The following is a 25967-nucleotide window of genomic DNA, read 5'->3' as shown; positions in this document are numbered from 1 at the left end:
CTTGTCAACCATTTATGTGAATTATTTATCATTACACGCTTACAAGTCGACGAGCGTCTCCACAATCGTCTCAATGTCATCTTCCGTTAAAGTTCTGACATCAAAAGCGACCACCCCATCATGCAGGCGGGCAATAATATGATGGGCATGCAAACGAAGGCGCCGCTCGAGCTGAGTCCCCGATAAGTCCTTGGCTGTGAGGCACACTAATTGGCTAGGAATCTGAACGCCAGGAAAGGAACCCCCACCGATTTGCGAATGACCGGGCGCAACTTTTGCCTGATAACGGTCAGAGGCCTGATGAAGTTGGTCCACAAAATGTTCAGCCCGTTTCTTTAATTCTTCGATAGGCGTGCAAATCATTCGTAGGGTCGGAATAGAACGCAAGGCGTCACTGCGATTTAAGTACAAGCGCAAAGTCCCTTCCAAGGCTGCAATGGTGACCTTATCACTCCGCAAAGCTCTCAGTAATGGGTGCTTTTTCAAAATATCAATGTATTTTTTCTTCCCTGCAATAATTCCGGCCTGGGTGCCGCCTAGTAATTTATCGCCACTAAAAGTGACTAAGTCATAACCCGCTGCAATCATTTCCTTAACGGTGGGTTCATAAGGTAAGCCAAATTCTTGCAGGTCAAGCAGTAGACCACTCCCCAAGTCATTAAAAGCAGGCAAGTTATTCTCATGGGCTAAGCGAACAAAGTCTTCGTCAGAAACGCTATCGGTGAAACCTACCAAGCGGTAGTTACTGGTGTGAACCCGAAGTAAGGCCGCGGTATCGTCATTGATCCCTGCCTCGTAGTCCCGTAAATGAGTTTTATTGGTGGCACCGACTTCATGTAAATAGGCCCCGCAACTCGCAATGACATCGGGAATGCGGAAGGCCCCACCAATTTCCACCAATTCACCGCGGGAAATAAGCACCTCCCGGCCTTTCGTCAATGCGGTCAGCATTAAAAGTACAGCAGCCGCATTATTATTGACCATTAAGGCATCTTCTGCACCCGTCAGTTCAATCACAATATCACGGATATGCTCATAACGGCTGCCGCGTTCCCCTTGGGAGAGTGAATACTCAAGATTACTGTATTGGTTGGCCACTTTAATCATTTCATCGACGGCATGATCCGCTAGTAGGGAGCGTCCCAAATTCGTATGCAAAACTGTCCCTGTCCCATTAATCGTAGGCCTTAAGGAAGATTGGTAGATGCTAGCCAAGTTAGCGGAAGCTTGCTCTATAATGGCCGCACTGTGAACGGGGACATCCTTTCCTTTCAGTAAATTTTCTCGCGTATTATTAATGGCGAGTTGAATTGCCTTCTTGATGACATCATAGTCGTAGAAATCTTCCCATTCTTTCACAAGGTCTTCTTGTAAAATATCGTTAACGGCGGGAAGTTGTTGTAACTTTTCCTTCATAGTTCCCCCTTATTTCAACACACGTTGGTCATCTTGACGAACCGTTTTTCCTTCCTCATCCAGATGCTCGAGAATTTTTAAGGCAAATTTCCGACTCGTATCAAAAAGGTCCCGGGTTTCCGCCAATGTAATGGCCCCATGCTCTTTGATATGAGCGATGATCGTTTTGACGGCATGTTCATAGACTGAACGTTTTAGGAAGGTATAGCGATCTAACTGCACAATGTCTTGGCCAAGCAAAAGTTTAAAAACTTCCTGATAAGCCGGATCTTCATGCGTTAATTCCTCGTATGTCGGTGGCGTCATTTTCGCTTCTTCTAAGTTTTCTAAAATTTCATTCTTAATCCGTTCTTGCTCAGCACTCAATTCGATCGTGAAATCTGCGTGATGAATATATTGCTGGTCAAAGACGAGAATATTTTGCTGGGCGAGTTCTTTAAGGATCGTGTCCAATTCTTTGGGTGGCATTTTACTATAAACCGAGCGGAATTCTTCCACTGGCATCCCAGGGCGCAGCGGATGGGCTTTATGGTAGTCGAGAACAAGGTTTTCCATTTCTTTTGCCATATTATGGAAGCGTTCGGCCGATAAATAGAATGGACCAAAGGCAATGATTTTATCCTGGTCAAGCATCGTCTGAACAAGGTTTTGCGTTTCTGGTTGGCTAATATTTAGATACTCAGCCATTTCCTTAATACTGGTTAAACCATAGGAGCGCGTATTGAGGAAATCTAATAAAATATCAGCATTGTCGCCCTTTTCCTTAATCTCTAAGCTATCGAGCACTTCCGGATTAAAGCGTTTATGTTTTTCTGGGGCTGGATCAAGGACTATCCCCCCACCGATCGTTATGACGGGACTATATTGGCGAACAATGAAGTGGTCATCCTTCTTAACGGTCACTTGTTCTTCAAGCCGTAATTGGGCAAAACCTTCCTCGCCAGGTAAAATTCGCTCAGTCCCTAAAGGAACAATGCGGGCTAAAACTTCTCGCGTGCCGATATTCAGGTGAACCCGGTCCCAAAGCTCAATAGGCTGCGTAGCATCCATCAAGCAGCGCAATTTAACATCCAGCATCCAGGATAATTCTAGCGGTGCTGCACTAATCACATCGCCTCGCTCCACATCCTCTAAAGCTACTTTCGTTAAGTTTAAAGCCGTCCGATTACCCGCCCTGGCTTCTTTTTGGTCTTCTTCATGGATCTGAATGTTACGAATCGTTGTTTCAAGTCCACGGGGGTAAATGGTGAGCCGATCTCCTACTTTAATTTTGCCTTCAATTAAAGTCCCCGTGACCACGGTCCCAAAACCTTTAACAGAGAAGGCCCGGTCAATATTTAAACGAGCCGGGACATTAAGCGTATCTGAGTCTAACTGCTGGCATTTATCCGCAATGAGCTGTTTTAATTCGTCTAGCCCTTTTCCTGTTTTGGCATCCGTGATCACAATAGGGGCATTCTTAAGTGGCGTATTGGCAAATTGGTCACGAATGTCATCGAGGACAATTTCCAACAATTCCTCTTCAACACTGGCACTTTTGGTCACGGCAATAATAAAATCGGTGACGCCCAATAAATTTAAAATATCCACATGCTCCGTCGTTTGGGGCATAATCCCTTCATTGGCATCAATAACCAGCAAAGCGAAATCGATACCGCTCGCTCCCGCTACCATGTTTTTGATAAATTTCTCATGGCCAGGCACATCGACAATGCCTAACCGTTCCCCATCGGGCAAATCTAAAAAGGCAAAGCCCAGATTAATGGATAAACCTCGCTTTTTTTCCTCCCCGGTGGTATCTGTTTCGATTCCTGTCAAAGCTTTAATCAGTGTTGTTTTCCCATGATCAATATGACCAGCGGTTCCCATGACAAACTTTTCCATTTGGCCATCCTTTCCAATATATAAATAGAGGCCGTAGTATGGATGATCATGACTACGACCTGCCTTAATTACCCTACCAAGAAATTTTTTGATAAGATTTTTTATGATCTTCAGTGCTAATCTCAAACAATTGGGCATCTTCCTTTTCCTTGTCGGAAAGAAAGCCTTTAGCCCAGGCAACATCGCCATCGCGGACCCGCAAAGACAAGCCACAGCTTGCCGAAATAGATTCAGGCGTGGGAACCAAGCGAGCCGATAAACCTTCTGCCTTGGCTTTTTTCTCCGATGCGATGGCTAAATGCGTACTATCAAAAGCAAGCAATAAAGTCATTTTGCTACCGACTAAGGTTGGACAACACGGTCATAGCTAGCCATGTCTTTTAGGATTTGGCCCATATTGGTAACTTCACCGACCGCGATTTTATCTTCAATCTCATAATAGTTGGCACAGGTCCCGCAAGTACCAATCCAGGTCCCTTTTTCCGCCAGGAACTGTAAGTCTTCTAGGCAGTCCGAACCCTCAATACCGAGGTGCGCACCCATATTGTAGAGAAGAACTTTTTCAGGCAGTTCTTCTTGTTCGGTCAATTTATGAATGAAGGCCTTCATCAATTGGACGCCAATTTCTTTTTCGCCAACACCCATTTGATCACTCGAAACAACAACAATGTATGGTTTTTCCATGCTAATCTCCTCTTTCTATTTGACGATGATCGCATGATCTTCACGATCAACAATTTCACCAACTATAGTAGCTGTTACATTATTTTTGTGCAAGTTTTCTAGGAAAGCCTCCGCATCATCAGGGCTAACACTTATCATTAAGCCGCCTGAAGTTTGCGGGTCAAACAAAATGTTTTGTAGAACGGGGTCGACATCTTGGAAGGTAATTTGCTCACCAAAATGGTCCCAGTTCTTCGCCGCGCCACCAGGCAAAATGCCTAACTCTCCACAGCAGCGGTAAGCATCCTCAATATAAGGAACGGCTTCACTATTAATCACCGCAGTCACATTATTTTCTACCATTTCAGTTAAGTGACCCAATAAACCAAAGCCCGTAATATCCGTAATACTGGAGACGTCGAAGCCTTCCATCGCTTCAACACCATATTTATTTAAAGTTTTCATGTATTGGCAAGCTTCTTCGAAGGCCTCCGGCTTGGCCTTACCAGAGTTATTGGCACTGGTAATGATACCGATCCCTAGCTTTTTCGTCATAATTAAAACATCCCCTACACGCGGTGCGTTATTCGCCTTCACATGATCAGGGTGAACTAAACCCATGACGGATAAACCATAAAGCGTGGAATCATTATGAATGGAGTGACCTCCCGCTAAAACACCACCAGCTTCTTGCACTTTTTCGGCGCCACCTTGCATAATCTTTTCCAGATCGTCAAAGCTTTGCCCTCTGGGATAACCAACGATATTCATTGCAGTCGCGACCTTCCCTCCCATGGCATAGACGTCACTGAGCGCATTGGCAGCAGCGATTTGCCCAAAGAGATAAGGGTCACTCACAACAGGCGGGAAGAAGTCCAGTGTTTGAATTACCGCAACATCCTCACTCACCTGGTAAATTGCAGCATCATCTTGTGAATCATAGCCTATAATAAGGTTAGGATCATATTTTTTGGGCAACTTACTGAGTAAATCAGAGAGCTGACCAGCTCCAATTTTAGCGCCTCAACCACCACATGTCTGCAATTCATGTTGTTTATCTTTAGCCATAATAAACCCACCTTTCGATTATATCAGCTTGGATTATTTTATTTCTATTTTCAAATCCATTACTTATATAAATTTAGCATGAACGCGATAAAATCTCAAGAAAAGACGTTCTCAAAAACAGCAAAAAATCCTATAGCTATAGGAAAATATTCAGGTGACAATGGCAAAAACAACTTGAATAATTCGTGAAACATGTTACAATATTGTTGACAAAGAGATAAAAAGAATCTATTTATAAATATAATATAAGAAGGATGGGGGCTTTGTCATGTACTTTCTTCTGCTATATAATGTACGTGCACGTTGACCAGATCAATAAACAAGTTTGTTTGCACTACTGTTTTGAACTAACTTAACCGTGAAAGTTGGACGAGAGACTATGCATATCATCACAAACAACAGTCGAGTTCGCGATGAAGTCAAAAAAGGCGAGATCACTTTCGTCGATGGTGATTACTTAGCGGTTTTGAGAAAGACCAAAGAATTTATTATTGATAAGCACATTTCATTACTAACGCATCCCCTAAGTAGTAGTTTGAAACCGAATGAAACTTATTATAAATCAATAATTCTTAGTGGTAACGAGCACACTTCAATCGATCTGGAAAGCTTAGAAATGATCGAAAACGCCATTGAAGTGACGGAAAAATTTCTCAAAAATGCTAAGTGGCCCAAATGGAGTGAGCAAAGCCTTTCCGATTTCCGTTTAATCGACTTTGATTTGATCAACACTGCACTCGCGCGGATGCAGATTCCGCCAAACTTTATGTAACCTAATACGCTTTTGAGAGGTGAGCTTATGAAACTAGAATTTGGAGAAATTCAAATTAAAGATGTTGTTCTAGGGAATGAGTCTAAAATTGAAGACCATACCCTACACATTAATGAAGAAGAAGTCAAAAACATCGTTCTAGAAGACGATCGTTTTGAAAGTGTAGAAATCGAAATTGCTAAACCTGGTGAAAAAACACGGATTACCCCTGTTAAAGACGTGATTGAACCACGCGCAAAAGTCGATTCTACTTCTGACGTATTCCCTGGTGTTATTAACAAAGTGGACCAAGTCGGCGAAGGTAAAACTGTAGCCCTTAAAGGTTGCGAAGTGATGACAGCCGGTAAATTAGTACGTTTCCAAGAAGGTATTGTTGATATGAGCGGCCCCGGTGCTGAACTCACTCCTTTCTCTAAAAATATCAACATCGTTCTTGTTGCCCAACCTGTTGAAGGTGTTGAGCACCACGCCCACGAAGAAGCCCTTCGTCTTGCTGGCTTAAAAGTTGCTCATTACTTAGGCAAACTTGGTACTGAACTTGAACCGGATAATGTAGAAACTTATGAAACTCTACCTATCTTCGAACAAGCTGAACAATACCCTGACCTTCCTAAAGTGGGTTATGTTTACATGCTTCAAACACAAGGTCTCCTTCACGATACCTATGTTTACGGCACCGACGCTAAACATATTGTCCCAACCATCCTCTACCCTACTGAAGTCATGGATGGCGCCATCGTGTCCGGTAACTGTGTGTCCGCATGCGACAAGAACACCACTTACCATCACTTAAATAACCCAATCATCAAAGACCTCTATGATCGTCATGGTAAAGACATTAACTTCATGGGTGTCATTATCACCAACGAAGCTGTTTACCTCAATGACAAGAAGCGTTCCAGTGACTTCACGTCCAAACTCGCTAAATTCATGGGGCTTGATGGTGCGATCGTTTCTCAAGAAGGTTTTGGTAACCCTGATACTGACTTGATTATGAACGCTACAAAACTTGAAAAAGCTGGTGTTAAGACCGTTATTGTTACGGACGAATACGCTGGTCGCGACGGTTCCTCTCAATCTCTAGCTGACGCTGACCCATTGGCAGATGCAGCTGTTACAGGCGGTAACGCTAACGAAGTTATTACGCTTCCAGCTATGGATCGTGTTATTGGAACAACAGATTATGTTGATACAATCGCTGGTGGTTTCGATGGTAGTTTAGCAGACAATGGCGAAATTACAGTAGAAATCCAAGCCATTACCGGTGCAACCAACGAGCTAGGCTTCAACCTACAATCTGCTCGTTACATCTAATCAACATAATTTAAAGGAGGTTTTTCTATGAGTAAAAGAATTGTTCACTACATTAACCAATTCTACGCAGGAATTGGTGGTGAAGACAAAGCTGATACAAAACCATTTAAGGAAGACGGCCCTAAAGGTCCTGGTATGGGACTTAATGGCGCCATCAAAAATGGTGAAATTGTCGGTACGGTAGTCTGCGGGGACTCTTACTTTAACGAGAACCTAGAAACTGCCCTACCTGAAGTTATGGACATGATCAAGTCTTATGACCCTGACATTGTCATTGCAGGTCCTGCCTTTAACGCTGGTCGTTACGGGATGGCCGCTGGTGCCGTTTCTGCCGAAGTGATTAAAGAACTCGGTATTCCAGCAGTAACAGGGATGTACGAAGAGAACCCTGGTAAGGATGCTTACAGTAAAGTAGCCTACATTGTGCCAACAGGCAACTCTGCCGCTTCGATGCGTAAAGCTATCCCAGCTCTTGCTGGCTTAGTCACCAAAATCTTAGATGGCGAAGAAGTCACCCCTGAAGAAGATGGTTACTTCCCACGTCACCGTAAGAACTTCCAAGCAGAAGAACGCGGTTCCCTACGTGCAGTTAACATGTTGATTAAAAAACTCGCTGGCGAAGAGTTCACCACTGAATATCCAATGCCAGAATTTGACAACGTGGATCCAGCCCCTGCCATTAAGGACCTCAGCAAAGCAACGATTGCGATTGTAACTTCTGGTGGTATTGTTCCGGAAGGCAACCCTGATCACATCGAATCTAGTTCTGCTTCTAAATATGGTTCTTACGACATCACTGGTGTTGATGACCTTAAAGAAGGCGAATGGCAAACAGCCCACGGTGGTTACGATGCCACATACGCTGACGAGGACGCTGACCGAGTAATTCCAGTTGACGTTCTTCGTGAAAAAGAAAAGAACGGGGAAATCGGTAAATTATATAACACCTTCTTCACGACCGTTGGTAACGGGACGGCCGTAGCTAGCGCTAAGAAATATGGGGAAGAAATTGCTAAAACCCTTAAGGAAGACAACGTTGATGCGGTTATCTTGACCTCTACCTGAGGTACTTGCACACGTTGCGGAGCAACGATGTACAAAGAAATCGAACGTGCAGGCTTCCCAATCGTTCATATGTGTACGGTCACCCCAATCTCTAAGACTGTTGGTGCTAACCGTATCATCCCAACGATTGCTATTCCTCACCCTCTTGGTAACCCAGAATTGGACAAGAAAGAAGAATACAAACTTAGAACTCGTTTGGTTGACAAAGCCCTCAAAGCTTTACAAACCGACATTTCTGAACAAACAATCTTCGAAGACTAGTTCCAAACAAAAAGGGGGCTGGGAAAAAACTCAGTCTCAGAATATAAAAAACGCATCAATTTATTTCGAAAATAAATTGATGCGTTTTGATATTTTATAAAGACAAAGCGAGTTCCAAGCCTTATAATAAAAGGTAAGCAAACCGAAGGAGGAACTCGCTTTGTATCAAAATTATACCACAATGGAAACAGCTTTAACACTAAAATTAGATTTTACGATTCCTGAGGACCATGAAGCTCGGCTGATCAGCCGATTTGTCGACTCGATTCCTACGGAAATTATTCTGGAAGACACTTCTCATACGGGACGTCCTGCTTTTCATCCAGCAATGCTATTAAAGATGTGTTTATTTGCCTATAGTCGATCAACGTTTTCAGGTCGAAAAATTGAACGAATGAATGAAGAATCTATTCCGATGAAATGGCTAACGGGCGATACCCCAGTTTGCTACAAGACAATCAATAACTTTCGTTCAAGCGAACATGCCTCGAACTTGATCAAGTATGCTTTTATCCTTTTCACCATGCTGCTGAGGGACAATGGTTTAATCCACCCAGAGGCTTTATTTATCGATGGGACAAAAATTCAAGCGGATGCGAACATCTATAGTTTTACTTGGCGAAGAGCGATTGAACGCTATGAAGCGAAGCTCAATGAAAATGTTTCGAGTTTATATGAGGAACTTATTCAAACGAATGTCGATATCGCCTTGACCGAAGAAGAATTAACGACTTCTGATGGGATTGAAAAAATTATTGCGTGTCTTGATGAAGCAATCGAAGAGGTTGAAAGCAAAATTGAAAATGAGACGACCATTCCTAAAGGAGGTTCTCGACACAAGCGACGTCGTCGCACGCTTAAAAAGCACCGGAATCGATGTATGAAGGATTTCTTACCCCGAAAACAGAAATACGAGGAAGCAAACGCACGATTTAATGGCAGAAACAGTTTTTCAAAAACGGACCCCGATGCCACCTTTATGTGTATGAAAGAAGATCCCATGAAAAATCGGGAGTTAAAGCCTGGCTATAATCTCCAAGTTGCTTCAAGTCATCAATATATTATTGACTTTGATATTTTCCCGAACCCTACCGATACGCGCACCCTCATTCCGTTTTTAAAAACAATCCCAACGCTTGATCTGTTCCAATATATTGTTGCGGATGCGGGTTATGGGAGTGAAGAGAATTATATGGCGATTATCGATGACTTTGAGAAAGTCCCTTTGATTCCTTACGGAATGTATCATAAAGAACAAAGTAAAAAATATCGAAACCAATCCAAGCATCGTGAGAACTGGCACTATCATGCGGCTGAAGATTCCTATACGGATTTAGATGGCGTTCATTTTAGTTTTTCATATTATCGTACGCGAAAAGATAAAAAAGGTTTCCAAAGACAGTTTAAAGTCTATCAAGCCGATACTGAACAAATGGATGAGCGTTTAAATGAGCTTGCGAAAACTCCGACAGGACGTCAGCGCCAGACGGCGGTCAATCTTAATTGGGAATATTTTAAGCACCAAGCAAAAGAGAATTTAGAAAGCACACCTGGAAAAGAAATCTATGCGCAACGTAAAATTGACATAGAGACCGTTTTCGGACGGATGAAAGGTGTCTTTGGTATGCGCAGAACACATGTGAGAGGCAAACAAAGCGTGTATAATGATATCGGAATGATGCTGATGAGCATGAATTTAACGAAATTAGCCCTTAAAGCTCGGCGAAGAGCAGAAGCTCTTCGTAATCATTTCTCTAAAAGTAAAAAATGCACTGAAGGAATCCAAATATGGATAACTTCAATGCATTTTTTATTATTTAGGGCGACTTATTTCCCAGCCCCCTTTTTTTGCTTTATTTTAGAGCCGCCAGTAATGAATATTGGCGGAGAAATCATCGGGGTCTAATATGCCTTTGACATCAATTAAAACGCCCTCTTCATTGGGCTTCAATTTTTCTGCCCAAGCTGCTGCTGATTGACCTTTGAATTCTGCATGATCAACAGCAAGTAAAATAGCATCCAGGCCATGAATATCGTTAAAGGCCACACTCCTGAGGCCATATTCTTCCTCTAATTCCTCAGAACTTGCCACAGGATCGCAAAGTATGACCTCTACCCCATAGTCTTGCAATTGCTCATAAATCTCTGCCACCCGGGTATTTCTCGTATCAGGACAGTTCGCCTTGAAGGTAAAACCAAACAGGCCAATGCGGGCGCCCTTCACTTTTTTATCTGCTTGAATCAACTGCTTAATGGTACTCTCGGTCACATAATGACTCATTTGATCGTTAATACGCCGGCCAGAGAGAATAATTTGTGAATGGTAGCCAAAGTGTTCGGCCCGGTAAGTTAAGTAATAAGGGTCAACACCAATACAATGGCCTCCTACCAAGCCCGGCTTGAAGTCAAGGAAGTTCCACTTCGTTTGAGCCGCAGCCAAAACAGCATGGGTATCGATTCCCAAGCGGTCAAAAATCATGGCCAATTCATTCACAAAGGCAATATTAATATCCCGCTGTGAATTTTCAATCACTTTAGCAGCCTCAGCCACTTGGATAGATTCCGCCCGATGGACACCAGCCTCAATCACTAATTCATAGACTTGGGCAATATCTGCTAAGGTTTCTTCATCCATCCCAGAGACAATCTTCACGATATTTTCGAGGCGGTGCACCTGGTCACCGGGATTAATCCGCTCAGGGGAATAGCCGATTTTGAAATCTTTCCCATATTCTAAGCCCGACGCTTCTGCTAAAATAGGAGCACAAATTTCCTCCGTGACACCGGGAAAAACGGTTGATTCATAGACCACCGTTGCTCCGGGTGTCAGATATTTTCCCAGCATTTGACTGGCTTCAATCAGGGGGCTTAAATCTGGGGTTTTATCTTGGCGAATCGGTGTGGGAACGGCGACAATATGAAATTTCGCTTGCCGTAAATCTTCCGCCCGATCGGTAATGATATGCTCCCCCTAAAGTAGACACTTAAAAAAGTAAAACTACTTAGGGGGAATTTTTATGCGTTCAAATTGTAAACACTCGGTTGAGGAGCTCGAACGATATATTGATAAGTACCTTAAAAAAGGGATAAGCTATCAAAAATTGTGTCAGTATCATGGTTTAAGATTGTCTCATTCTGTTTTTTATGACAAGGTCTTAAAATATCAAATCCATGGTCGCCAAGGCATCCAATCCCATGTCAAGAATAATAACTATAGTAAGGACTTTAAACTGGCTGTTGTGAATGAGCACCTTGTTGAAGGCGTTCCAATTAAACAATTAGCTCGAAGATATAATATCCCATCACATTCCACTGTTAGAAATTGGTTGATGAAGTATACTAGAGGGGAAGCAGTCAAAAGTTATTCTCCTAACCCCGAGGTGTATACGATGAAAAGCAGAAAAACGACTCATGCAGAAAAAATTAAAATTGTTAAAGACTGTCTGGCCAACGGCCTATCTTATAAAGAAACAGCTGAGAAATATCAAGTCTCCTACCATAATGTTTACTCCTGGGTCCAAAAATATCAACAACATGGGCCAGACGGCTTGTTTGATGGCCGAGGTCGTGGAAAACCTGCGGCGATCCAAACAGAAACTGAAAAAATACGCGCAAAATATGCAGCCTTGAAAGCTCGCAATGAATACTTAGAAACAGAGAATGCAGCCTTAAAAAAGTTAAAAGAAGTGGAAAGAGAGTTGATGTTACGCGAACACAGTATGAAGCAGATTTTCAAACGGTCCAAAAACTCCAGCAAGAAGGATACCGAGTAACTCACTTATGTGAGGCTCTAGGCCTTAGTCGTTCAAGCTACTATAAATGGCGAAACCGAAAGCCAACAGCTTCTGAAAAGCGTCTGAGGCAACTGATCAAATGGATTATTTCTGTTTATAAAGAACATCAGGGGGTTTATGGCTATCGTCGCATTACGATCTATTTAAATCATTTTCTTAACGCCAAAGTCAATCACAAATGCGTGCAACGCTTGATGCAACTGTTAGACTTAAAAGCGGTGATCCGTCGTAAACGTTACCGTTATAAGCCACATCTTCCCTCCCATGAGGCCGAAAATATTTTGAATAGAGAATTTCAAAAGGAATATCCGCCCATGGAAGTCTTATTAACAGATGTTACCGAGTTTAAATATGGCTTTGGCGCAAAAGCTTACCTCAGTGCGATTCTCGACTATGGGGCTAAGAAAATTGTGGCATTCCAACTTTCTAAGCATAATAATAACGAATTAGTCCGGCAGACCATCGGTCAAATTAAGGCTCGTATGAAACCCAAGCAAACTCTTATTCATAGTGATCGTGGCTTTCAATATACCTCACACTTCTTCAAAAATTTTGTGGACAAGCATCAGGTGATTCAGAGTATGTCGAGAGCTGGAAAATGTATTGACAATGGCCCTATGGAAGCCTTCTTTGGGACTATTAAGGAAGAAATGTATCGCTTAAAGGCTTATCAAACCTTTGAGGAGTTAGCGTCTGATATTAACCAATATATTGACTTCTACAATACCAAGCGCGTCACACTGCGAATGGGCTTAAGGATCCCATCAAAAAACCATGTATGATAAAATATCATACATGGCAAAAACAAATATTTTATTTATTTACCTGTCTACTTGACAGGGGTCAGTTCATAAACGTCATGTGGGTCTTTTTAATTGCCTCATCGCCCACTTCCTGGGTAGGATCCACCCCGGAACGATAGGCGGCAATTTTTTTAGGGTTATAGTCAAAGCCAAGCACATCCACATGCTTCGCAAAAGCGACCGCCAAAGGAATGCCCACATAACCCAGGCCGGTGACAGCCAACTTTTCTTCATGATTAAGTAATTTCTGATACAAGTGCATATTCTATACCTCGGTATTTACAGGATGAATGTTTAAAAGCCCTAACTAAGCGTCAAGGTGTTGTTTTAGGATACTAGCTAATTTTTCCTTAGGCGTGTAGCCCATCAATGTTTCCACAATTTGACCATCTTTTTTAATGATGAGGGTAGGAATGGACATGACCCGATGCTGGGCTGCGGTTTGTTGATTTTCATCGACGTCTAATTTACCAAAGGTCACCTGGTCAGACATTTCTTCCGCCAATTCATCAATCACTGGCGCCTGCATCCGGCAAGGGCCACACCAGGTCGCCCAAAAATCGATGAGCACCAGGCCTTCTGCTGTTTTTTCCTTAAAATTATCATCGGTTAATTCGATAATCATTTAAATTCCTCCTTTACTGTATGTCTAAGTATAACATGAAAATGAGCTAAGCCCTATCTGAATGCGCCCAAAAGAAAAAGCCCTCTGCTAAGGGCAAAGAGCTTAAGTGGCATTCCTTTAGAGCATATGGAGCAGATAGGTTGCTAGACTGAAGTAAATGATCAAACCACAGGCATCATTGATGGTCGTAATGAAAGGACCGGAAGCTACGGCTGGGTCAATGTGCATCTTATCGAAGAGCCAAGGCACCACAAAACCAATGGCTGTAGAAATGGTCAGCGTAATCCATAAGGAAACCATAATAATAACGGATAAGACCCAATTGTGGTGTAAAAAGTAAGCTAGAATCGCTAACGTGCTACTGGCGAAAATTCCAATAAAGAAGCCAGAAGCGAGTTCTTTAAACAGCATGGGCAAGAAGCCTTCACCTTGGTCTTCCTTATCAATGGTCAAGCGACGCACTGAAACGGCCAAAGATTGCGTACCAACATTACCAGCAGAGTCCATAATAATCGGCATGAAAGCAGCTAAAGCGACGACTTGCTCTAAAGTAGCTTCAAAGTGTTTAATTAAATTCGCCGAAATTAAACCTAAGAAAATTAAAATAATAATCCAAGGCAGGCGCGCTTTAGTCATTTGGAAAATAGATTCAGGTTCATCCGTTTCTTCACCAGGGTTAATCCCTGAGAAGCGGTGGAAGTCTTCTGTCATCTCATCGTCAAGGACGTCCATCACGTCGTCAACGGTGACAATCCCCTGCAATTCACCCGTCGCTGATAAGACCGGTACCGCCAGCAAGTCATAATCTTGAATCAGGCGGGCCACATCTTCTTGGTCCGTCGCTAAATTGACGAAGGCAAATTGCGTATTCATGATTTCAGAAATTTTCTTATCCTTATCAGAAAGTAAAAGTTCCTTTAAGGAGCAAACCCCTTTGAGGTGCTGCTCTCGATCAACAACATAGATGTAGTAGATCAATTCACTTTGCTCACCAACTTCACGAATATGATCAATGACCTCAGACAAAAGCCAGTCTTCTTCTGCCTTAATGACTTCCGTAGTCATATTGGCTGCCGCGGTACTATCTTCATGTCGCAGTAGGCTTTCAATCATCTTTCGGTCATGAGGGTACATGATACTTAATGCCTTAGGCGCATCGTTTGACAAACCTTGAACAAAGTCAGTAACGTTATCGTCTTGAACATAATGTAAAACATCTCGTAGGTAGTCTTCAGGAAGCTGTTTGAAGAATTCGAGCTGATCCTGGAACTCCATCAAGTCAAACATTTCCGCAAATTCTTCGGCCGATAAGAACTTATAAATTTTATATTTCTTTTCGGGATATAATAAGTTGAGCGCCTTTAACTGGTCATATTCATGAAGCTTTAAAAACAACTTACGAAATCGGGGTCGATCGTCCTGTTTAATAGCTTTAAAAATTTTGTCAAAGTAGGCTTCATTTCTTTTCATAGCACTCACTTCCTATCATTATATTTTTTCTACATCGATCCTCTTACAAAGACTAATTTAGTATAGGCTAAAAAATATGAAACTTCAAGCATTTTTGGTAAATAAGAGGTTAATTCTTAAATTTTGCAATCGTTGCTCCCTGGCCGCCTTGATTATAAGGGGCAAATTGGAAGGCATGAATGCGGGGATGGCGGCGCAAGTATTTCTGCACCCCTTCGCGCAAAGCGCCCGTTCCATGCCCATGGATAATGGTCACTTGCGGGTAATTGGCCAGCAAGGCGGCATCAATAAATTGGTCCAACTGGTGCATGGCCTCTTCATAACGCTGGCCTCGCAGGTCGAGCGTTGTCGTCACGGTTTTAGACCGTTTGGTATGCGTACTGGACGCTTGCGACAATTTGCGGCGTTGCTTACGATTTTGCCTTTTTAGATCTTCTTGGGGTAAAACCATCTGGATGGCCCCCATCTGGACCAGGTATTGGCCCTGCTCTCTTTTTTCCATAATAACGCCCGGAGTTTCATACGGAACGACTAAAATATCCTCCCCTTCAGCAAAATCTGCTGCTGCTTGCGTTTTTTCTTTTTTAGCTTGCTGTAAAACAGGATTCGTCCGTAGCTGGCTTTCCTCGGCGAGTTCGTCCATTTCTTTTTGTTTTTCGATCAATTCATGCTCTTTCACCACGCTTTGCCCTTGATTTTTCTGCCATTCCCGCAGGTCATGGATGAGCTTTTTAGCCTGCTGCTGTTTTTTAGCTAGGTAGGTCTTTGCCTCTTCCTTCGCCCGCTGTTGGTAGATTTCCTTATCTTCCTGAAGGGCCTGGTGGGCTAGTTTTAAATCATGGAGCATTTGATCAGCTTTTTGGAGTTTTTGGTTCAGTTGCCGGCCTTTGTTTTCAAATTTTCGCCGCTCTTTATCTAAACCTAGAAGCATATCATTCAAATGCTGGCTTTCTTCAGAGAGCACTTTCTTAGCATCGGCAATAATTTCCGCTGGCAAACCGAGGCGTCGGGAAATATCTAAGGCATTCGACCGTCCCGGTTCACCGATACGCAAGCGATAAGTCGGCTCTAAGGTTTTGAGATTAAAGGCCATACTGGCGTTCGTGGCACTCGGATGGTCATAGGCATAGAGTTTGAGCTCGGGATAGTGCGTGGTCGCCAAAACGGTCGCATCTAAAAAGGCCAAGCGATCTAAAATAGCCATGGCTAAGGCGGCCCCTTCTTGGGGATCGGTACCCGAACCCAGCTCATCAATTAAAACGAGACTCTGGTTGTCAGCATTTTTAATGATATTAATGATATTTTTTAAATGACCACTAAAGGTACTGAGGTTTTGCTCTAAGGATTGCTCATCACCAATATCCGCATAAATCCCTGCAAAAATTTCAATCTGACTACCTTCCTGAGCCGTAATAAATAAGCCAGCCTGGCCCATGGCTTGACAGAGGCCCACCGTGGTTAGGGTGACGGTTTTCCCGCCCGTATTGGGGCCGGTCACAATAATCATGCGATAATTGTCCTGGAAGTAAATATCATTCTCCACCACGTTTTGGCGGGGAATAAAGGGATGGCGGGCTTGCCGCAGGTTCATGGGCTCACCGGGAGCTGCTAATTGGGGGCGGACCGCCTCTAAGTCTTGGGCATATTCGGCTTTAGCATTGATAAAGTCAAGTTCACCTAAGACTTTATTATTACCAAGAATGCTTTCTGTATAAGGCTCAAGAGTTTGGGATAGAGCGCTTAATATGCGTTCAATCTCTTTTTGTTCTTCCCGGCGAAGACTTCCCAGGTGATTGTTTCGCTCCACCAATGACGCAGGTTCCATAAAAACAGTTTGCCCGCTCGCACTCACATCATGCTCGACGCCGCCAAATTGCTGGCGGTGCTCGGCCTTAACGGGTAAAACAAAACGATCATTGCGAATGGTAATGATCGCCTCACTAAGGAATTTAGCCGTATGCCCTTTAACCATCTGATCCAATTTTTGGCGTATATTTTCCTCTTCTTGGCGCATGGAACGGCGAATTTGGCCTAACTTCCCACTGGCCGAATCTAGGACTTCACCTTGGTTAGAGATCGCCAATTGTAATTCCCGATAGATATCGCGGCAGTCAGCAAGAGCCGAGATATGCACCCGCAAGTGTTTGATCTCGAGCTTATCGTGCTTCATTTTTTCACCTTGCTGGCGAATTTTCTGTCCGGTAGCAAAGATCCGCATAATTTGCGCTAATTCCTTCCCATTCAAGGGGGCGTGGATCGCCAACCGCTTAGTCAAAGCCGTCGCATCAATTAATTCAGGGATCACTAAGTAAATTTGCCGGGCTCGTAGGTAGAGAACGTCATCCACATCATTCAAAGCTTCCTCAATGCTTTGCCGGCTGGTCATCGGTTCAAGGGCTAAGGCCCTCTTGCGACCCAAGACCGTGGTAGTTTTCTCGGCCAGATCATACTGGATCCGTTTAAAATTCAAAATTTCTAAAGTTTTCTTATCCAAACGCTAACCTCCTCATTAGCAGGTATGACTTGTAAGACAAACGATTCTTAAGGAAGCCCTAGGCAAGCATTAATCCATTTTTTTAGGCCCCAGCAAGGCCTCATAAGGTCGCTCTCCTTGGGTCTCGGTGGCTACCTGATCAAAAATTTGCTTAAAAACCTTTTGCGCCTGGGCTAACTCATTTTTTAAGGCGTAATTTTCATGTCGCAATTGATCCAAGACTTGGGTGTCCTCTGTTTTAGGGGACGCTGCCTGGCTTTTTTCCTGCTCAGCCATTTGCTGCTTTAGTTGCAGGTAGGATTGCTTGCAAGCTTCCAAGCGATTTTTCGCCTGTTTTGCTTCCTCTTCTGCCGCTGTAATGCGGGCTTTCCCATCGTCATAAAGCTTCTGTATTTTTTCTTCATGCTGCTGCCGCTCGCTTTGCTGCTCTTCATCTGAAGTGACTAATTGCTCTTTTAAATCACTGAGCTGCTTGCTGTACTGCTCCAACTGCCGAGAGAGGCCTTGATTGGCGCGTTTTTCTGCCACATAACGTTGCCTAGCTTCTTCTCGTTCATCCTTCAAGGTCGCCAACTGTCTCTCTAGCTTCTTATAGTCCTGCTCCAAATCAGCACAGGCTTTTTCCTTTTGCTTAAACTGTTCATTCAGGTCCTGGTATTTTTGCTTGCTGGAGGCGTATTGACTCTGAAGTGCCTGGTAATCATGATCAGCTTGCTGGAGGCGGTCTTGAAGCGTCTCATTAGCTTCTTGCGAGCTTTCTTGCTGGACACTCAAGGTCTCCTCCGCCTGAACACTTTCCCCCTTCGTGCTAGCAGGCACTTGCCCCCCGTTTTTCTCCTTAAAATCAAAAAAGTCAGACGCCAAATTTAAAGCAGCCAAATAAGCGCGATCGAGCCGCGTGTTTTCAGGGGCTGCCTCCGCAATTTCATTTAAAGTTTTTTGAACCAAGCGGACCACCTGTGCCAGGTGCGCTTCTGATTTTTTACTGATAATGGCATATTTCTTTCCATCTAAGTAAACTGCATAATGCTGATGATTTTCCATTGTGCTCCCCTTACTATAACTATTTTACACCATAAGCTAAGTTTAGCATTAAATAGAAGGCTGGGAAAGCACGACTGCCTTCAACCATCAGAATGAAAAAGCTTTTATGAAAATGAATACGCTTCTTTTTTATTTAATAAAAATTTTATGTTACCATTATAGAATCTATAGCTGTCATTGGACTTATTTTTCAGAAGGGAATTTTATATGCATAAAAATCGTTTTATTATCTACTGTCTGAGTTTACTGACACTTTTCTTCCTCTGCTGGTCACCACCAGAGACAAAAGCACAGGAAAATACCTCCCAAGCCACCAGCCAAACAGGCCTAAGCGAAGCAGGCGTTCTTAAAGTCGGGATGGAAGCCAACTACGCTCCTTTTAACTGGACACAAGGTCAAAAAAGAGACGGTGCTTGGCCCATTGCCAATGCTTCCGGTGAATATGCTAATGGCTATGATTTGCAAATGGCCAAAAAATTAGCTGACCAACTAGACTTAAAATTAGAAATCTATAAAATTGACTGGGACGCCCTGCCGGTCGCCTTAGAAGCCGGTAAAATTGATGCGGTCATTGCCGGCATGTCGCCCACCGCTGAGAGGGAGAAGCGACTCGACTTTTCAGACAGTTACTACCATTCGGATATTGTCATCGTCACGCTAGCTGATAGCCCCTATAGTCAGGCCAAACAGTTAAAAGATTTAAAGGGAGCCAAATTAACCGGGCAATTAAATACTTTCCATTATGAGCTCCTTGACCAAGTGCCTGGCGTGGAAGAAGTGCCAGCGATGCAAGATTTCCCCACGATGATCAGTGCCGTCACTAGTGGGAAAATTGACGGCTACATCTCGGAACGCCCAGGGGCTTTAGCCGCTGTTGCCGCCAATAGTGACCTCACCCTCGTAGAATTTAATGAAGGTGAGGGCTTTGATCTCGGCAAATTGACGACTGATGTGGCTATTGCCGTACGAAAGAATAGTCCGCTCCGCCCAGCGATTAATGACCAATTAGCAAAGATTCCTGGACCGGAACGCGAAGACCTTATGGAAGATATGGTGGTCTTAAATGAGCGGGGCGAGTCCCTCGGCTTTTGGAGCGAAGTCCGTGGCATTTGGACGGATTTTGGCGGCCAATTCTTGAAAGGGGCAGCCAATACCATGCTTATCGCCCTGAGTTCTACCCTCCTCGGCTTTTTGCTTGGCCTGGCCATTGCTATTTTCCGCTCTATTCCAGATCCGAAAAATAGCCTAAAGAAAGTCGTCTATGCAGCGATTAATCTACTCATTACCGTTTATATCGAAATTTTCAGGGGCACGCCTATGATGGTGCAAGCCATGCTTATTTTCTATGGCTCCAAACTATTTCTGAATTGGGATATGTCCACCATGTTTGCCGCTATTTTTATCGTTTCGATTAACACCGGTGCTTACCTGTCCGAAGTCATCCGCGGTGGTATTATGGGAGTCGATTCTGGCCAACAAGAAGCCGCCCAAGCCATCGGGATGAACCATTTCCAGCAAATGACCACGATTATTTTGCCGCAAGCTATTCGGCAAATCCTACCCGCCCTGGGCAATGAATTTGTGATTAATATCAAAGACACCTCCGTCTTGAATGTGATTGCTGTAACGGAATTGTTCTTTGTGACGCGCTCAACAGCTGGTTCGACTTACTTAACCTTCCAGACTTTCTTTATCACCTCAATCATTTACTTTGTGCTGACCTTTACCACGACCCGACTCTTACACCTACTGGAGAAACATTTAACCGGTAGCAAGCATTACCGTGTGCATACGTCATCGACAATGGCAGACCAACCCGAATAGGAGGCTTTTCATGACTCAAGCAAATATTCTTGATATTGACCATCTTAAAAAAAGCTTTGGCAGCCGGATCATTTTGCGGGATATTAATTTTTCTGTGCAAAAAAATGATGTCATTTCCCTTATCGGACCTTCTGGCTCGGGGAAATCGACTCTCTTGCGCTGCTTAAACCTGCTGGAGGAGCCCACTGGGGGTGCCATTCGCTACCATGGGCAAAACATCCAAGAAAAAGCCTTTGACGCCAATCACTACCGCACCAAGGTGGGCATGGTGTTTCAAAGCTTTAATTTGTTTAAAAATATGACCGTATTAAAAAATTGTACCATCGGGCAAACCAAAGTTTTAGGCCGCCAGCTTGACGAAGCCCAAGCCATTGCCTTAAATCATTTAGAGAAAGTAGGCATGGCCCCTTACCGTGATGCCCGTCCAGCGCAACTATCCGGTGGCCAGCAGCAGCGCGTGGCGATTGCGCGCGCCCTTTCCATGGAGCCCGAGCTATTACTTTTTGATGAACCAACCTCAGCCTTAGACCCTGAAATGGTGAGTGAAGTCCAAAATATAATGAATAAACTCGCTAAGGAAGGCCTGACCATGATGATCGTGACCCATGAAATGCAATTTGCAAAGGAGATTTCCTCCCGCGTTCTCTTTATGGATCAGGGAGTCATTATTGAGGATGGTCCTCCTGAGCAAGTGATGGAAAAGCCTGAGCAGGCCCGTACGCAAAGCTTTCTCAATAAAATTCAAGTGTAATGACTAAAAAGGCGCTTCGGCGTCTTTTTTCAACTTAAATTTCCTAATGGTTTTTAATCGTTCTTTTACCGTTAATAAGATATGCTAGAATAAAGGCTAGTAAAGGAGTTGAAAGCAATGACAGAAGAAACAGAAATTCATCAGCCTACCCTCTGGCAACTTTTTAAGGCGACGTTTTTATTGAGTGCCTTCACTTTTGGCGGTGGGTACGTCATTATATCACTCATGAAGGAACAATTCGTGGATAAGGAGCACTGGATTAAAGAGGACGAAATGCTCGATCTCGTGGCCATCGCCCAGTCAGCCCCGGGCGTTATGGCGGTCAATGGTGCCATCGTTATGGGCTATAAATTTCACCGCTATAAGGGCATCTTAACAACGGTGCTGGCAACGGTCTTACCGCCCTTTTTAATTATCTCTTTAATTTACTTTTTCTATGCGGCCTTCAAGGCTAATTACTGGATTAACCTCATGCTTTCTGGCATGCAAGCTGGGGTGGCGGCGGTCATCGCCTCGGTCGTTTATGATATGGGAAAAAATGTCGTGAAGTTAAAAAGCTGGCTACTCATTGCCATTATGATCCTCGCTTTTATTTTGAATGCTATCTTAGATATTAGTGTCGTCTATATCATTCTTAGCACAGCTTTGCTTGGTCTCTTGCTTGCTTTTCTTAAAAACAAAGGGGTGCTGGCATGATTTACTGGTTACTTTTTCTCAGTTTTCTAAAAATTGGAGCCTTTAGCTTTGGTGGTGGCTATGCGGCCCTGCCTTTGATCCGCGATGAAGTTGTCTTGGCGAATCAATGGCTGTCCGCCCGGGAATTTACAGATTTAATTACGATTTCCCAAATGACTCCCGGCCCCATCGCCATTAATTCCGCAACTTTTGTTGGCATGCGTGTGGCCGGACCTTTAGGCGCTATTGTGTCGACGTTAGGTTCTGTCTTCCCGGCTTGCATCCTCGTTACGCTCTTGGCGATTCTCTATAATAAATATAAAAATATGGATACCCTGCAAATCGTCCTCAAAACGTTGCGACCCGCGGTGGTCGCCATGATTGCAACCGCTGGTGTTTTTATCCTTAAAGAAGCCGTCTTTGGCGAACAAGCGGTCGCCCTCGCCCATGCAAATTGGGCCATGGTGCTTATTTTCCTAGCTTGTACGGCCATTCTCCGCCGTTTTAAAATCAATCCGATTTATGTCATGCTGTTAGGCGGTGTTTTAAATCTCATTTGGGTCGGTTTTTTAGGCAGGTAAATGGTTTTTATGTTTTAAAAAATAAGCCTCTCCAGCCTATCATGAAAGTCAAGTAAACCCTTGCAGTTTTTGGGAAAGAGGCCTATACTTAAAGCATTAAGATAAAGGAGAGATCTGTATGTATAACTTGCGCAATCGTCACTTCCTAACCTTAGCGGATTATAGCAAGAAGGAAATCCTCTTCCTCCTGCAACTCGCCCAAGATCTAAAAACCGCTAAGTATACGGGGACCGAACAGCCACGCTTAACCGGCAAAAATATCGCCTTAATTTTTGAAAAAAATTCCACCCGGACGCGTTGTGCCTTCGAAGTGGCCGCCCATGACCAAGGCGCTCACGTCACCTATTTAGGGCCGACCGGCAGCCAGCTCGGTAATAAAGAAACGGCCAAAGACACGGCTCGCGTTCTAGGAGGCATGTATGACGGGATTGAATACCGCGGTTTTGAAGATAGTATCGTTGAAGAACTGGCGGAAAATGCTGGTGTTCCCGTTTGGAATGGCCTAACCAACGGCGATCATCCGACCCAAGTGCTCGCTGACTTCATGACGGCCAAGGAAGTGCTTAACAAAGACTATGAAGATATCCACTTCGCCTTTGTGGGTATTGGTGAAAATAATGTGACCCGGGCCCTACTCTTAGGAGCAGCCATTGTAGGGATGCCTTTCACCTTAGTCGGACCGAAAGAACTCTATCCTAGTGAAGACTTCATTGAAAAATGCCAGGCCTTCGCTGAAAAATCCGGCGCCAAGCTGACCTTCACAGAAGATATTGCTGAAGGTGTGAAAGGTGCTGACGTTATTTATACCGACGTTTGGGTATCCATGGGCGAACCTGAAGATATTTGGCGCAAGCGCATCAAATTGCTGGAACCCTACCGCGTCACCAAAGAAGTGATGGCACAAACAGGCAACAAAAATACGATCTTCCTCCACTGCCTACCCAGCTTCCATAATACCGATACGACGACTGGCCAAGCAATCTATGAAAAATATGGCCTGAAAGAAATGGAAGTGACGGATGAAGTCTTTGAAAGTGAGCAATCCTACGTTTTCCAAGAAGCCGAAAACCGCATGCACACCATTAAAGCCGTCATGGTTGCTACCTTAGGCGAATAGCTCCGTAGCTCGGCACAATAATTCTTGAGGATAGACCAGGCTAGCCTGAAATATTGAAAACAGTTAATCCAACGAAGTTTGGAATTAACTGTTTTTTATTAACTGAGTCAATCATTTCAACAATTTGTTCATTGATATATAGAAAATAATTTTATAATAAATCCTTAATATTTTTTACTGTCTTAACCTTTTTACTCCTTTTAGACCTCAACTCCTTGATAGCAAATAATACCAAGCAATTAAAATAAACAAAGCTAAAAGCCGTACCGACAAAAGGACCAATCTCATGCGACTTATTTGTCAATGCACAGCCCATGCCCACTTTTGCTTCAGAAACTTTTGTTATTTCATATCCTCAATTCAGCTCACTTCGTGTATCCAGGCGATGCACCCCTTCCTAGAGACAGGTTTAAAACCATTTTTTTTATAGAATTGACCGCTCTCTGAAGTATCATCACTAAGTAAAATAATTTGACGAACGCTTCGATAAGTAGCGACCACTAATTCTAATAAAGAACTCCCGATGCCTTGACGCTGGTAAGTCTCCAAAACCAAGAGATCCTGCAGGTAGACTATCGTTTTCCCATCACCAACAACCCGGGCTAGGCCAACTAGTTGGTCTCCTTGCCAAGCTGTCCATACTTTGAGTGAGCACTTCAGTCCTTCCCATAGTACATGTGGCGCCCTTGTATAGGCTGTCCAGCCAACATCTTGATAAAGACTTAGCACTTGGTCTAATCTGGGTAGCTGGTCGTCTTTAATTTGAATATCTAAATTTCTCATGGTGTCCTCCTGTCAGGATAGAATTTTCCTATAACAAGTCCGTGCCATTTCTATTCAACTTTTTACTCCATTTTTAGCATTTCTACTCTTTAGCCTCCTAGAATCTTCTTCAATTAGCTCTGGATACGATCAAATAAGTCTTCCTTTCTCACTAGAATTTCTATCTTCTATCATCATTTCTAGCCCGGAAAATTACCTCCCATCTCTTTTGTTCTTTCAATTACATCCATTTCTTCATATCATCATCACCAAGCTTGCCTTCCTCCCTGACAAAAAGAATAAGCTTTTGCTTACTAAAGATGAGCATTTCATACCCCACCTAAGCTTTATGAAGTGTTATTACCCAAACTAATGCAAGGTCTTTATCTGCATATTCCCAGTTTATTTTCCTGTATCATTACTCTAAAGAAGCTTATAATGATGACAAAATGCACAGTATATTGAGCTGTTTCTATTGGCACTAATACAGTTTTTCTAGTATATTACACTCCTTATCTAAAATAACTAATTCTTTCATATAAAGAGTTGGAGTAATAGGCGTCCGGTACCTTTGCTACCTCTTAACGGCTATTTCCCCAATTTGCTACTGAAGGAGATCAAATGAAAAAGTTGAAACTTTATTCTCCAAAATTCAGCTTTCAGAAATAGCCTCATTTCAAACGATCAGATTTGACACCCCTGCTAACCTGCTTAATTTAATAATTTTTAGCTTTCTTGATTTTTTGCCAACATTCTAACATTTGAAGTGAGGCCAGGCCGTAAGAAAGGAAGAAGGATATGTGTCTGCTGCTAACTATTATCATGTTTTTAATATTTCTTTATTTTACTATTCCAGAATGGGGACAGCCACTAGTCTTCGTGTGTTTACTACTCATTGCATTATTATACCTTATTAACCGAAAATATTACATTAACACCTATGGAACAGCAAAAGGTTCGACCATGAACTTCTTAGCTAAATTTATTGCTGCCGGTGAAGGCTTAGAAGAAACCGCATATGATGCGAAAAAAATAAGGTGCCCATATTGCGGCTCCATGAGTAAGCAATTTATACGAAAAGATTGCCAAGCATTTTCAACAGGGAAAGCCCTTGGTGGTATGCTATTTTTAGGTAAAATAGGATTCCTCGCAGGATTTTTTGGAAAGAAAGAAAAACGCTACTACCATTGTATAAATTGTGGAAGAAATTTTGAAACAAAAAAATAGATAACTATTAATATAAAAGATAGATTTCAAGATTCAAATGAGTCCTTTCTGATAACTAAATAATTAGTCTCAAAGTGACTCAAAAAAATCTTCCCAGCTGCGGCTGAGAAGAGATTTTTTCGAGTTCTTGTTAGGCGCTTTGCCCATTAAAACTTTGGCTGGCTAGGCGTTAAGCCAAGCCTAATTTTGACCACTTCGTAGCAAGAATAAGAGGTGTAGGAAAAGCCACTCAGCGTCTTCTTATTACAGCACCTCAAATTTAGTTTAATCATAAAACATGATTTTTTGTTTTTGAAGGTCCCCATGATATTACAACTTGCCTTTTATTTTAATGCGATGATATGGACTTTATCTGAA

At 43.1% G+C, this 25967-nt stretch carries 23 protein-coding genes and 1 pseudogene; 12 read left to right on the top strand and 12 right to left on the bottom strand.

Annotated elements, in window-relative coordinates:
* Window positions 1-39 precede the first annotated feature (39 nt).
* The 5 genes from selA to selD form a co-directional block, all read right to left on the bottom strand.
* A complete protein-coding gene (gene selA / locus WF803_RS08130; protein ID WP_489610980.1) occupies window positions 40-1416 on the bottom strand; it encodes an L-seryl-tRNA(Sec) selenium transferase in 1377 nt (458 codons plus the stop codon).
* 9 nt (window positions 1417-1425) lie between these two features.
* Complete coding sequence (selB, locus tag WF803_RS08125) at window positions 1426-3300, bottom strand: selenocysteine-specific translation elongation factor (RefSeq protein ID WP_489610979.1); 1875 nt, start codon at window positions 3298-3300, stop codon at window positions 1426-1428.
* A 73-nt stretch (window positions 3301-3373) separates the two neighbouring features.
* The gene (locus WF803_RS08120; RefSeq protein WP_489610978.1) at window positions 3374-3631 is read right to left on the bottom strand and encodes a putative Se/S carrier protein; all 258 of its coding nucleotides are present in this window, start codon (window positions 3629-3631) and stop codon (window positions 3374-3376) included.
* An 11-nt stretch (window positions 3632-3642) separates the two neighbouring features.
* A complete protein-coding gene (gene yedF / locus WF803_RS08115; protein ID WP_489610977.1) occupies window positions 3643-3984 on the bottom strand; it encodes a sulfurtransferase-like selenium metabolism protein YedF in 342 nt (113 codons plus the stop codon).
* A 15-nt stretch (window positions 3985-3999) separates the two neighbouring features.
* Window positions 4000-4977 (bottom strand): selenide, water dikinase SelD, encoded by a 978-nt coding sequence (selD, locus tag WF803_RS08110; protein ID WP_489611917.1) that lies wholly within the window; start codon window positions 4975-4977, stop codon window positions 4000-4002.
* Between the two features lie 433 nt (window positions 4978-5410).
* Here selD and WF803_RS08105 point away from each other — a divergent pair, with 433 nt between their 5' ends.
* The 4 genes from WF803_RS08105 to WF803_RS08090 all read left to right on the top strand — a co-directional run bounded on the left by WF803_RS08105 (window position 5411) and on the right by WF803_RS08090 (window position 10349).
* The gene (locus WF803_RS08105) at window positions 5411-5803 is read left to right on the top strand and encodes a GrdX family protein (RefSeq protein WP_489610976.1); all 393 of its coding nucleotides are present in this window, start codon (window positions 5411-5413) and stop codon (window positions 5801-5803) included.
* Between the two features lie 27 nt (window positions 5804-5830).
* Window positions 5831-7117 (top strand): glycine/sarcosine/betaine reductase component B subunit, encoded by a 1287-nt coding sequence (locus tag WF803_RS08100; RefSeq protein WP_489610975.1) that lies wholly within the window; start codon window positions 5831-5833, stop codon window positions 7115-7117.
* A gap of 27 nt (window positions 7118-7144) precedes the next feature.
* Window positions 7145-8443 carry a glycine reductase complex selenoprotein B gene (grdB, locus tag WF803_RS08095; protein ID WP_489610974.1) on the top strand — a complete coding sequence of 433 codons (1299 nt, stop codon included), beginning with the start codon at window positions 7145-7147 and terminating at the stop codon, window positions 8441-8443.
* Window positions 8444-8603: 160 nt separating this feature from the next.
* Window positions 8604-10349: an IS1182 family transposase gene (locus tag WF803_RS08090; protein ID WP_489610973.1), complete on the top strand. Its 1746-nt coding sequence runs from the start codon at window positions 8604-8606 to the stop codon at window positions 10347-10349.
* Here WF803_RS08090 and WF803_RS08085 read toward each other — a convergent pair.
* Window positions 10302-11402 (bottom strand): nucleotide sugar dehydrogenase, encoded by a 1101-nt coding sequence (locus WF803_RS08085; protein WP_489611916.1) that lies wholly within the window; start codon window positions 11400-11402, stop codon window positions 10302-10304. The genes WF803_RS08090 and WF803_RS08085 overlap by 48 nt on opposite strands.
* A 58-nt stretch (window positions 11403-11460) precedes the next feature.
* Here WF803_RS08085 and WF803_RS08080 point away from each other — a divergent pair.
* Window positions 11461-12054 (top strand): annotated as a pseudogene (locus tag WF803_RS08080) (transposase); the annotation flags it as partial.
* 32 nt (window positions 12055-12086) lie between these two features.
* Window positions 12087-13019 (top strand): IS3 family transposase, encoded by a 933-nt coding sequence (locus WF803_RS08075; protein WP_489611886.1) that lies wholly within the window; start codon window positions 12087-12089, stop codon window positions 13017-13019.
* A 61-nt stretch (window positions 13020-13080) separates the two neighbouring features.
* Here the strand turns inward: WF803_RS08075 and WF803_RS08070 are convergent, their stop codons facing one another.
* The 5 genes from WF803_RS08070 to WF803_RS08050 all read right to left on the bottom strand — a co-directional run bounded on the left by WF803_RS08070 (window position 13081) and on the right by WF803_RS08050 (window position 18673).
* Complete coding sequence (locus WF803_RS08070; RefSeq protein ID WP_489610972.1) at window positions 13081-13302, bottom strand: hypothetical protein; 222 nt, start codon at window positions 13300-13302, stop codon at window positions 13081-13083.
* 45 nt (window positions 13303-13347) lie between these two features.
* The gene (gene trxA, locus WF803_RS08065; RefSeq protein ID WP_489610971.1) at window positions 13348-13665 is read right to left on the bottom strand and encodes a thioredoxin; all 318 of its coding nucleotides are present in this window, start codon (window positions 13663-13665) and stop codon (window positions 13348-13350) included.
* 117 nt (window positions 13666-13782) lie between these two features.
* The gene (gene mgtE / locus WF803_RS08060; RefSeq protein ID WP_489610970.1) at window positions 13783-15135 is read right to left on the bottom strand and encodes a magnesium transporter; all 1353 of its coding nucleotides are present in this window, start codon (window positions 15133-15135) and stop codon (window positions 13783-13785) included.
* Between the two features lie 109 nt (window positions 15136-15244).
* The gene (locus WF803_RS08055; RefSeq protein WP_489610969.1) at window positions 15245-17629 is read right to left on the bottom strand and encodes an endonuclease MutS2; all 2385 of its coding nucleotides are present in this window, start codon (window positions 17627-17629) and stop codon (window positions 15245-15247) included.
* Between the two features lie 69 nt (window positions 17630-17698).
* Window positions 17699-18673, bottom strand: coding sequence for a cell division protein ZapA (locus WF803_RS08050; RefSeq protein ID WP_489610968.1), 975 nt, complete (start codon window positions 18671-18673; stop codon window positions 17699-17701).
* Window positions 18674-18880: 207 nt separating this feature from the next.
* Here WF803_RS08050 and WF803_RS08045 point away from each other — a divergent pair, with 207 nt between their 5' ends.
* The 5 genes from WF803_RS08045 to argF all read left to right on the top strand — a co-directional run bounded on the left by WF803_RS08045 (window position 18881) and on the right by argF (window position 23621).
* Window positions 18881-20497 carry an ABC transporter substrate-binding protein/permease gene (locus WF803_RS08045; protein WP_489610967.1) on the top strand — a complete coding sequence of 539 codons (1617 nt, stop codon included), beginning with the start codon at window positions 18881-18883 and terminating at the stop codon, window positions 20495-20497.
* Window positions 20498-20507: 10 nt separating this feature from the next.
* Window positions 20508-21248: an amino acid ABC transporter ATP-binding protein gene (locus WF803_RS08040; RefSeq protein WP_489610966.1), complete on the top strand. Its 741-nt coding sequence runs from the start codon at window positions 20508-20510 to the stop codon at window positions 21246-21248.
* Window positions 21249-21365: 117 nt separating this feature from the next.
* Window positions 21366-21944 (top strand): chromate transporter, encoded by a 579-nt coding sequence (locus WF803_RS08035; protein ID WP_489610965.1) that lies wholly within the window; start codon window positions 21366-21368, stop codon window positions 21942-21944.
* Window positions 21941-22504: a chromate transporter gene (locus WF803_RS08030; protein WP_489610964.1), complete on the top strand. Its 564-nt coding sequence runs from the start codon at window positions 21941-21943 to the stop codon at window positions 22502-22504. The genes WF803_RS08035 and WF803_RS08030 overlap by 4 nt, the downstream gene beginning before the upstream one ends.
* Before the next feature lie 118 nt (window positions 22505-22622).
* Window positions 22623-23621: an ornithine carbamoyltransferase gene (argF, locus tag WF803_RS08025; RefSeq protein ID WP_489610963.1), complete on the top strand. Its 999-nt coding sequence runs from the start codon at window positions 22623-22625 to the stop codon at window positions 23619-23621.
* A gap of 360 nt (window positions 23622-23981) precedes the next feature.
* On the opposite strand, the gene WF803_RS08020 is transcribed toward argF, so the two are convergent.
* A complete protein-coding gene (locus tag WF803_RS08020; protein ID WP_489610962.1) occupies window positions 23982-24404 on the bottom strand; it encodes a GNAT family N-acetyltransferase in 423 nt (140 codons plus the stop codon).
* Between the two features lie 777 nt (window positions 24405-25181).
* Between WF803_RS08020 and WF803_RS08015 the strand changes: the two genes are divergently transcribed.
* Window positions 25182-25610 (top strand): hypothetical protein, encoded by a 429-nt coding sequence (locus tag WF803_RS08015; RefSeq protein ID WP_489610961.1) that lies wholly within the window; start codon window positions 25182-25184, stop codon window positions 25608-25610.
* The last annotated feature ends 357 nt before the right edge of the window (window positions 25611-25967 follow it).

It is taken from the genome of Aerococcus sp. BD502 (assembly GCF_057919555.1).
Note: the sequence above shows the minus strand (reverse complement) of the source record. Positions and strands in the feature narration are given on the sequence as shown.

Excerpts from the sequence above, each read along its gene's own strand:
- selA (WP_489610980.1), bottom strand. The coding sequence starts at position 1,416 with ATGAAGGAAAAGTTACAACAACTTCCCGCCGTTAACGATATTTTACAA.
- selB (WP_489610979.1), bottom strand. The coding sequence starts at position 3,300 with ATGGAAAAGTTTGTCATGGGAACCGCTGGTCATATTGATCATGGGAAA.
- WF803_RS08120 (WP_489610978.1), bottom strand. The coding sequence starts at position 3,631 with ATGACTTTATTGCTTGCTTTTGATAGTACGCATTTAGCCATCGCATCG.
- yedF (WP_489610977.1), bottom strand. The coding sequence starts at position 3,984 with ATGGAAAAACCATACATTGTTGTTGTTTCGAGTGATCAAATGGGTGTT.
- WF803_RS08105 (WP_489610976.1), top strand. The coding sequence starts at position 5,411 with ATGCATATCATCACAAACAACAGTCGAGTTCGCGATGAAGTCAAAAAA.
- WF803_RS08100 (WP_489610975.1), top strand. The coding sequence starts at position 5,831 with ATGAAACTAGAATTTGGAGAAATTCAAATTAAAGATGTTGTTCTAGGG.
- WF803_RS08070 (WP_489610972.1), bottom strand. The coding sequence starts at position 13,302 with ATGCACTTGTATCAGAAATTACTTAATCATGAAGAAAAGTTGGCTGTC.
- trxA (WP_489610971.1), bottom strand. The coding sequence starts at position 13,665 with ATGATTATCGAATTAACCGATGATAATTTTAAGGAAAAAACAGCAGAA.
- mgtE (WP_489610970.1), bottom strand. The coding sequence starts at position 15,135 with ATGAAAAGAAATGAAGCCTACTTTGACAAAATTTTTAAAGCTATTAAA.
- WF803_RS08050 (WP_489610968.1), bottom strand. The coding sequence starts at position 18,673 with ATGGAAAATCATCAGCATTATGCAGTTTACTTAGATGGAAAGAAATAT.
- WF803_RS08045 (WP_489610967.1), top strand. The coding sequence starts at position 18,881 with ATGCATAAAAATCGTTTTATTATCTACTGTCTGAGTTTACTGACACTT.
- WF803_RS08040 (WP_489610966.1), top strand. The coding sequence starts at position 20,508 with ATGACTCAAGCAAATATTCTTGATATTGACCATCTTAAAAAAAGCTTT.
- WF803_RS08035 (WP_489610965.1), top strand. The coding sequence starts at position 21,366 with ATGACAGAAGAAACAGAAATTCATCAGCCTACCCTCTGGCAACTTTTT.
- WF803_RS08030 (WP_489610964.1), top strand. The coding sequence starts at position 21,941 with ATGATTTACTGGTTACTTTTTCTCAGTTTTCTAAAAATTGGAGCCTTT.
- argF (WP_489610963.1), top strand. The coding sequence starts at position 22,623 with ATGTATAACTTGCGCAATCGTCACTTCCTAACCTTAGCGGATTATAGC.
- WF803_RS08020 (WP_489610962.1), bottom strand. The coding sequence starts at position 24,404 with ATGAGAAATTTAGATATTCAAATTAAAGACGACCAGCTACCCAGATTA.
- WF803_RS08015 (WP_489610961.1), top strand. The coding sequence starts at position 25,182 with ATGTGTCTGCTGCTAACTATTATCATGTTTTTAATATTTCTTTATTTT.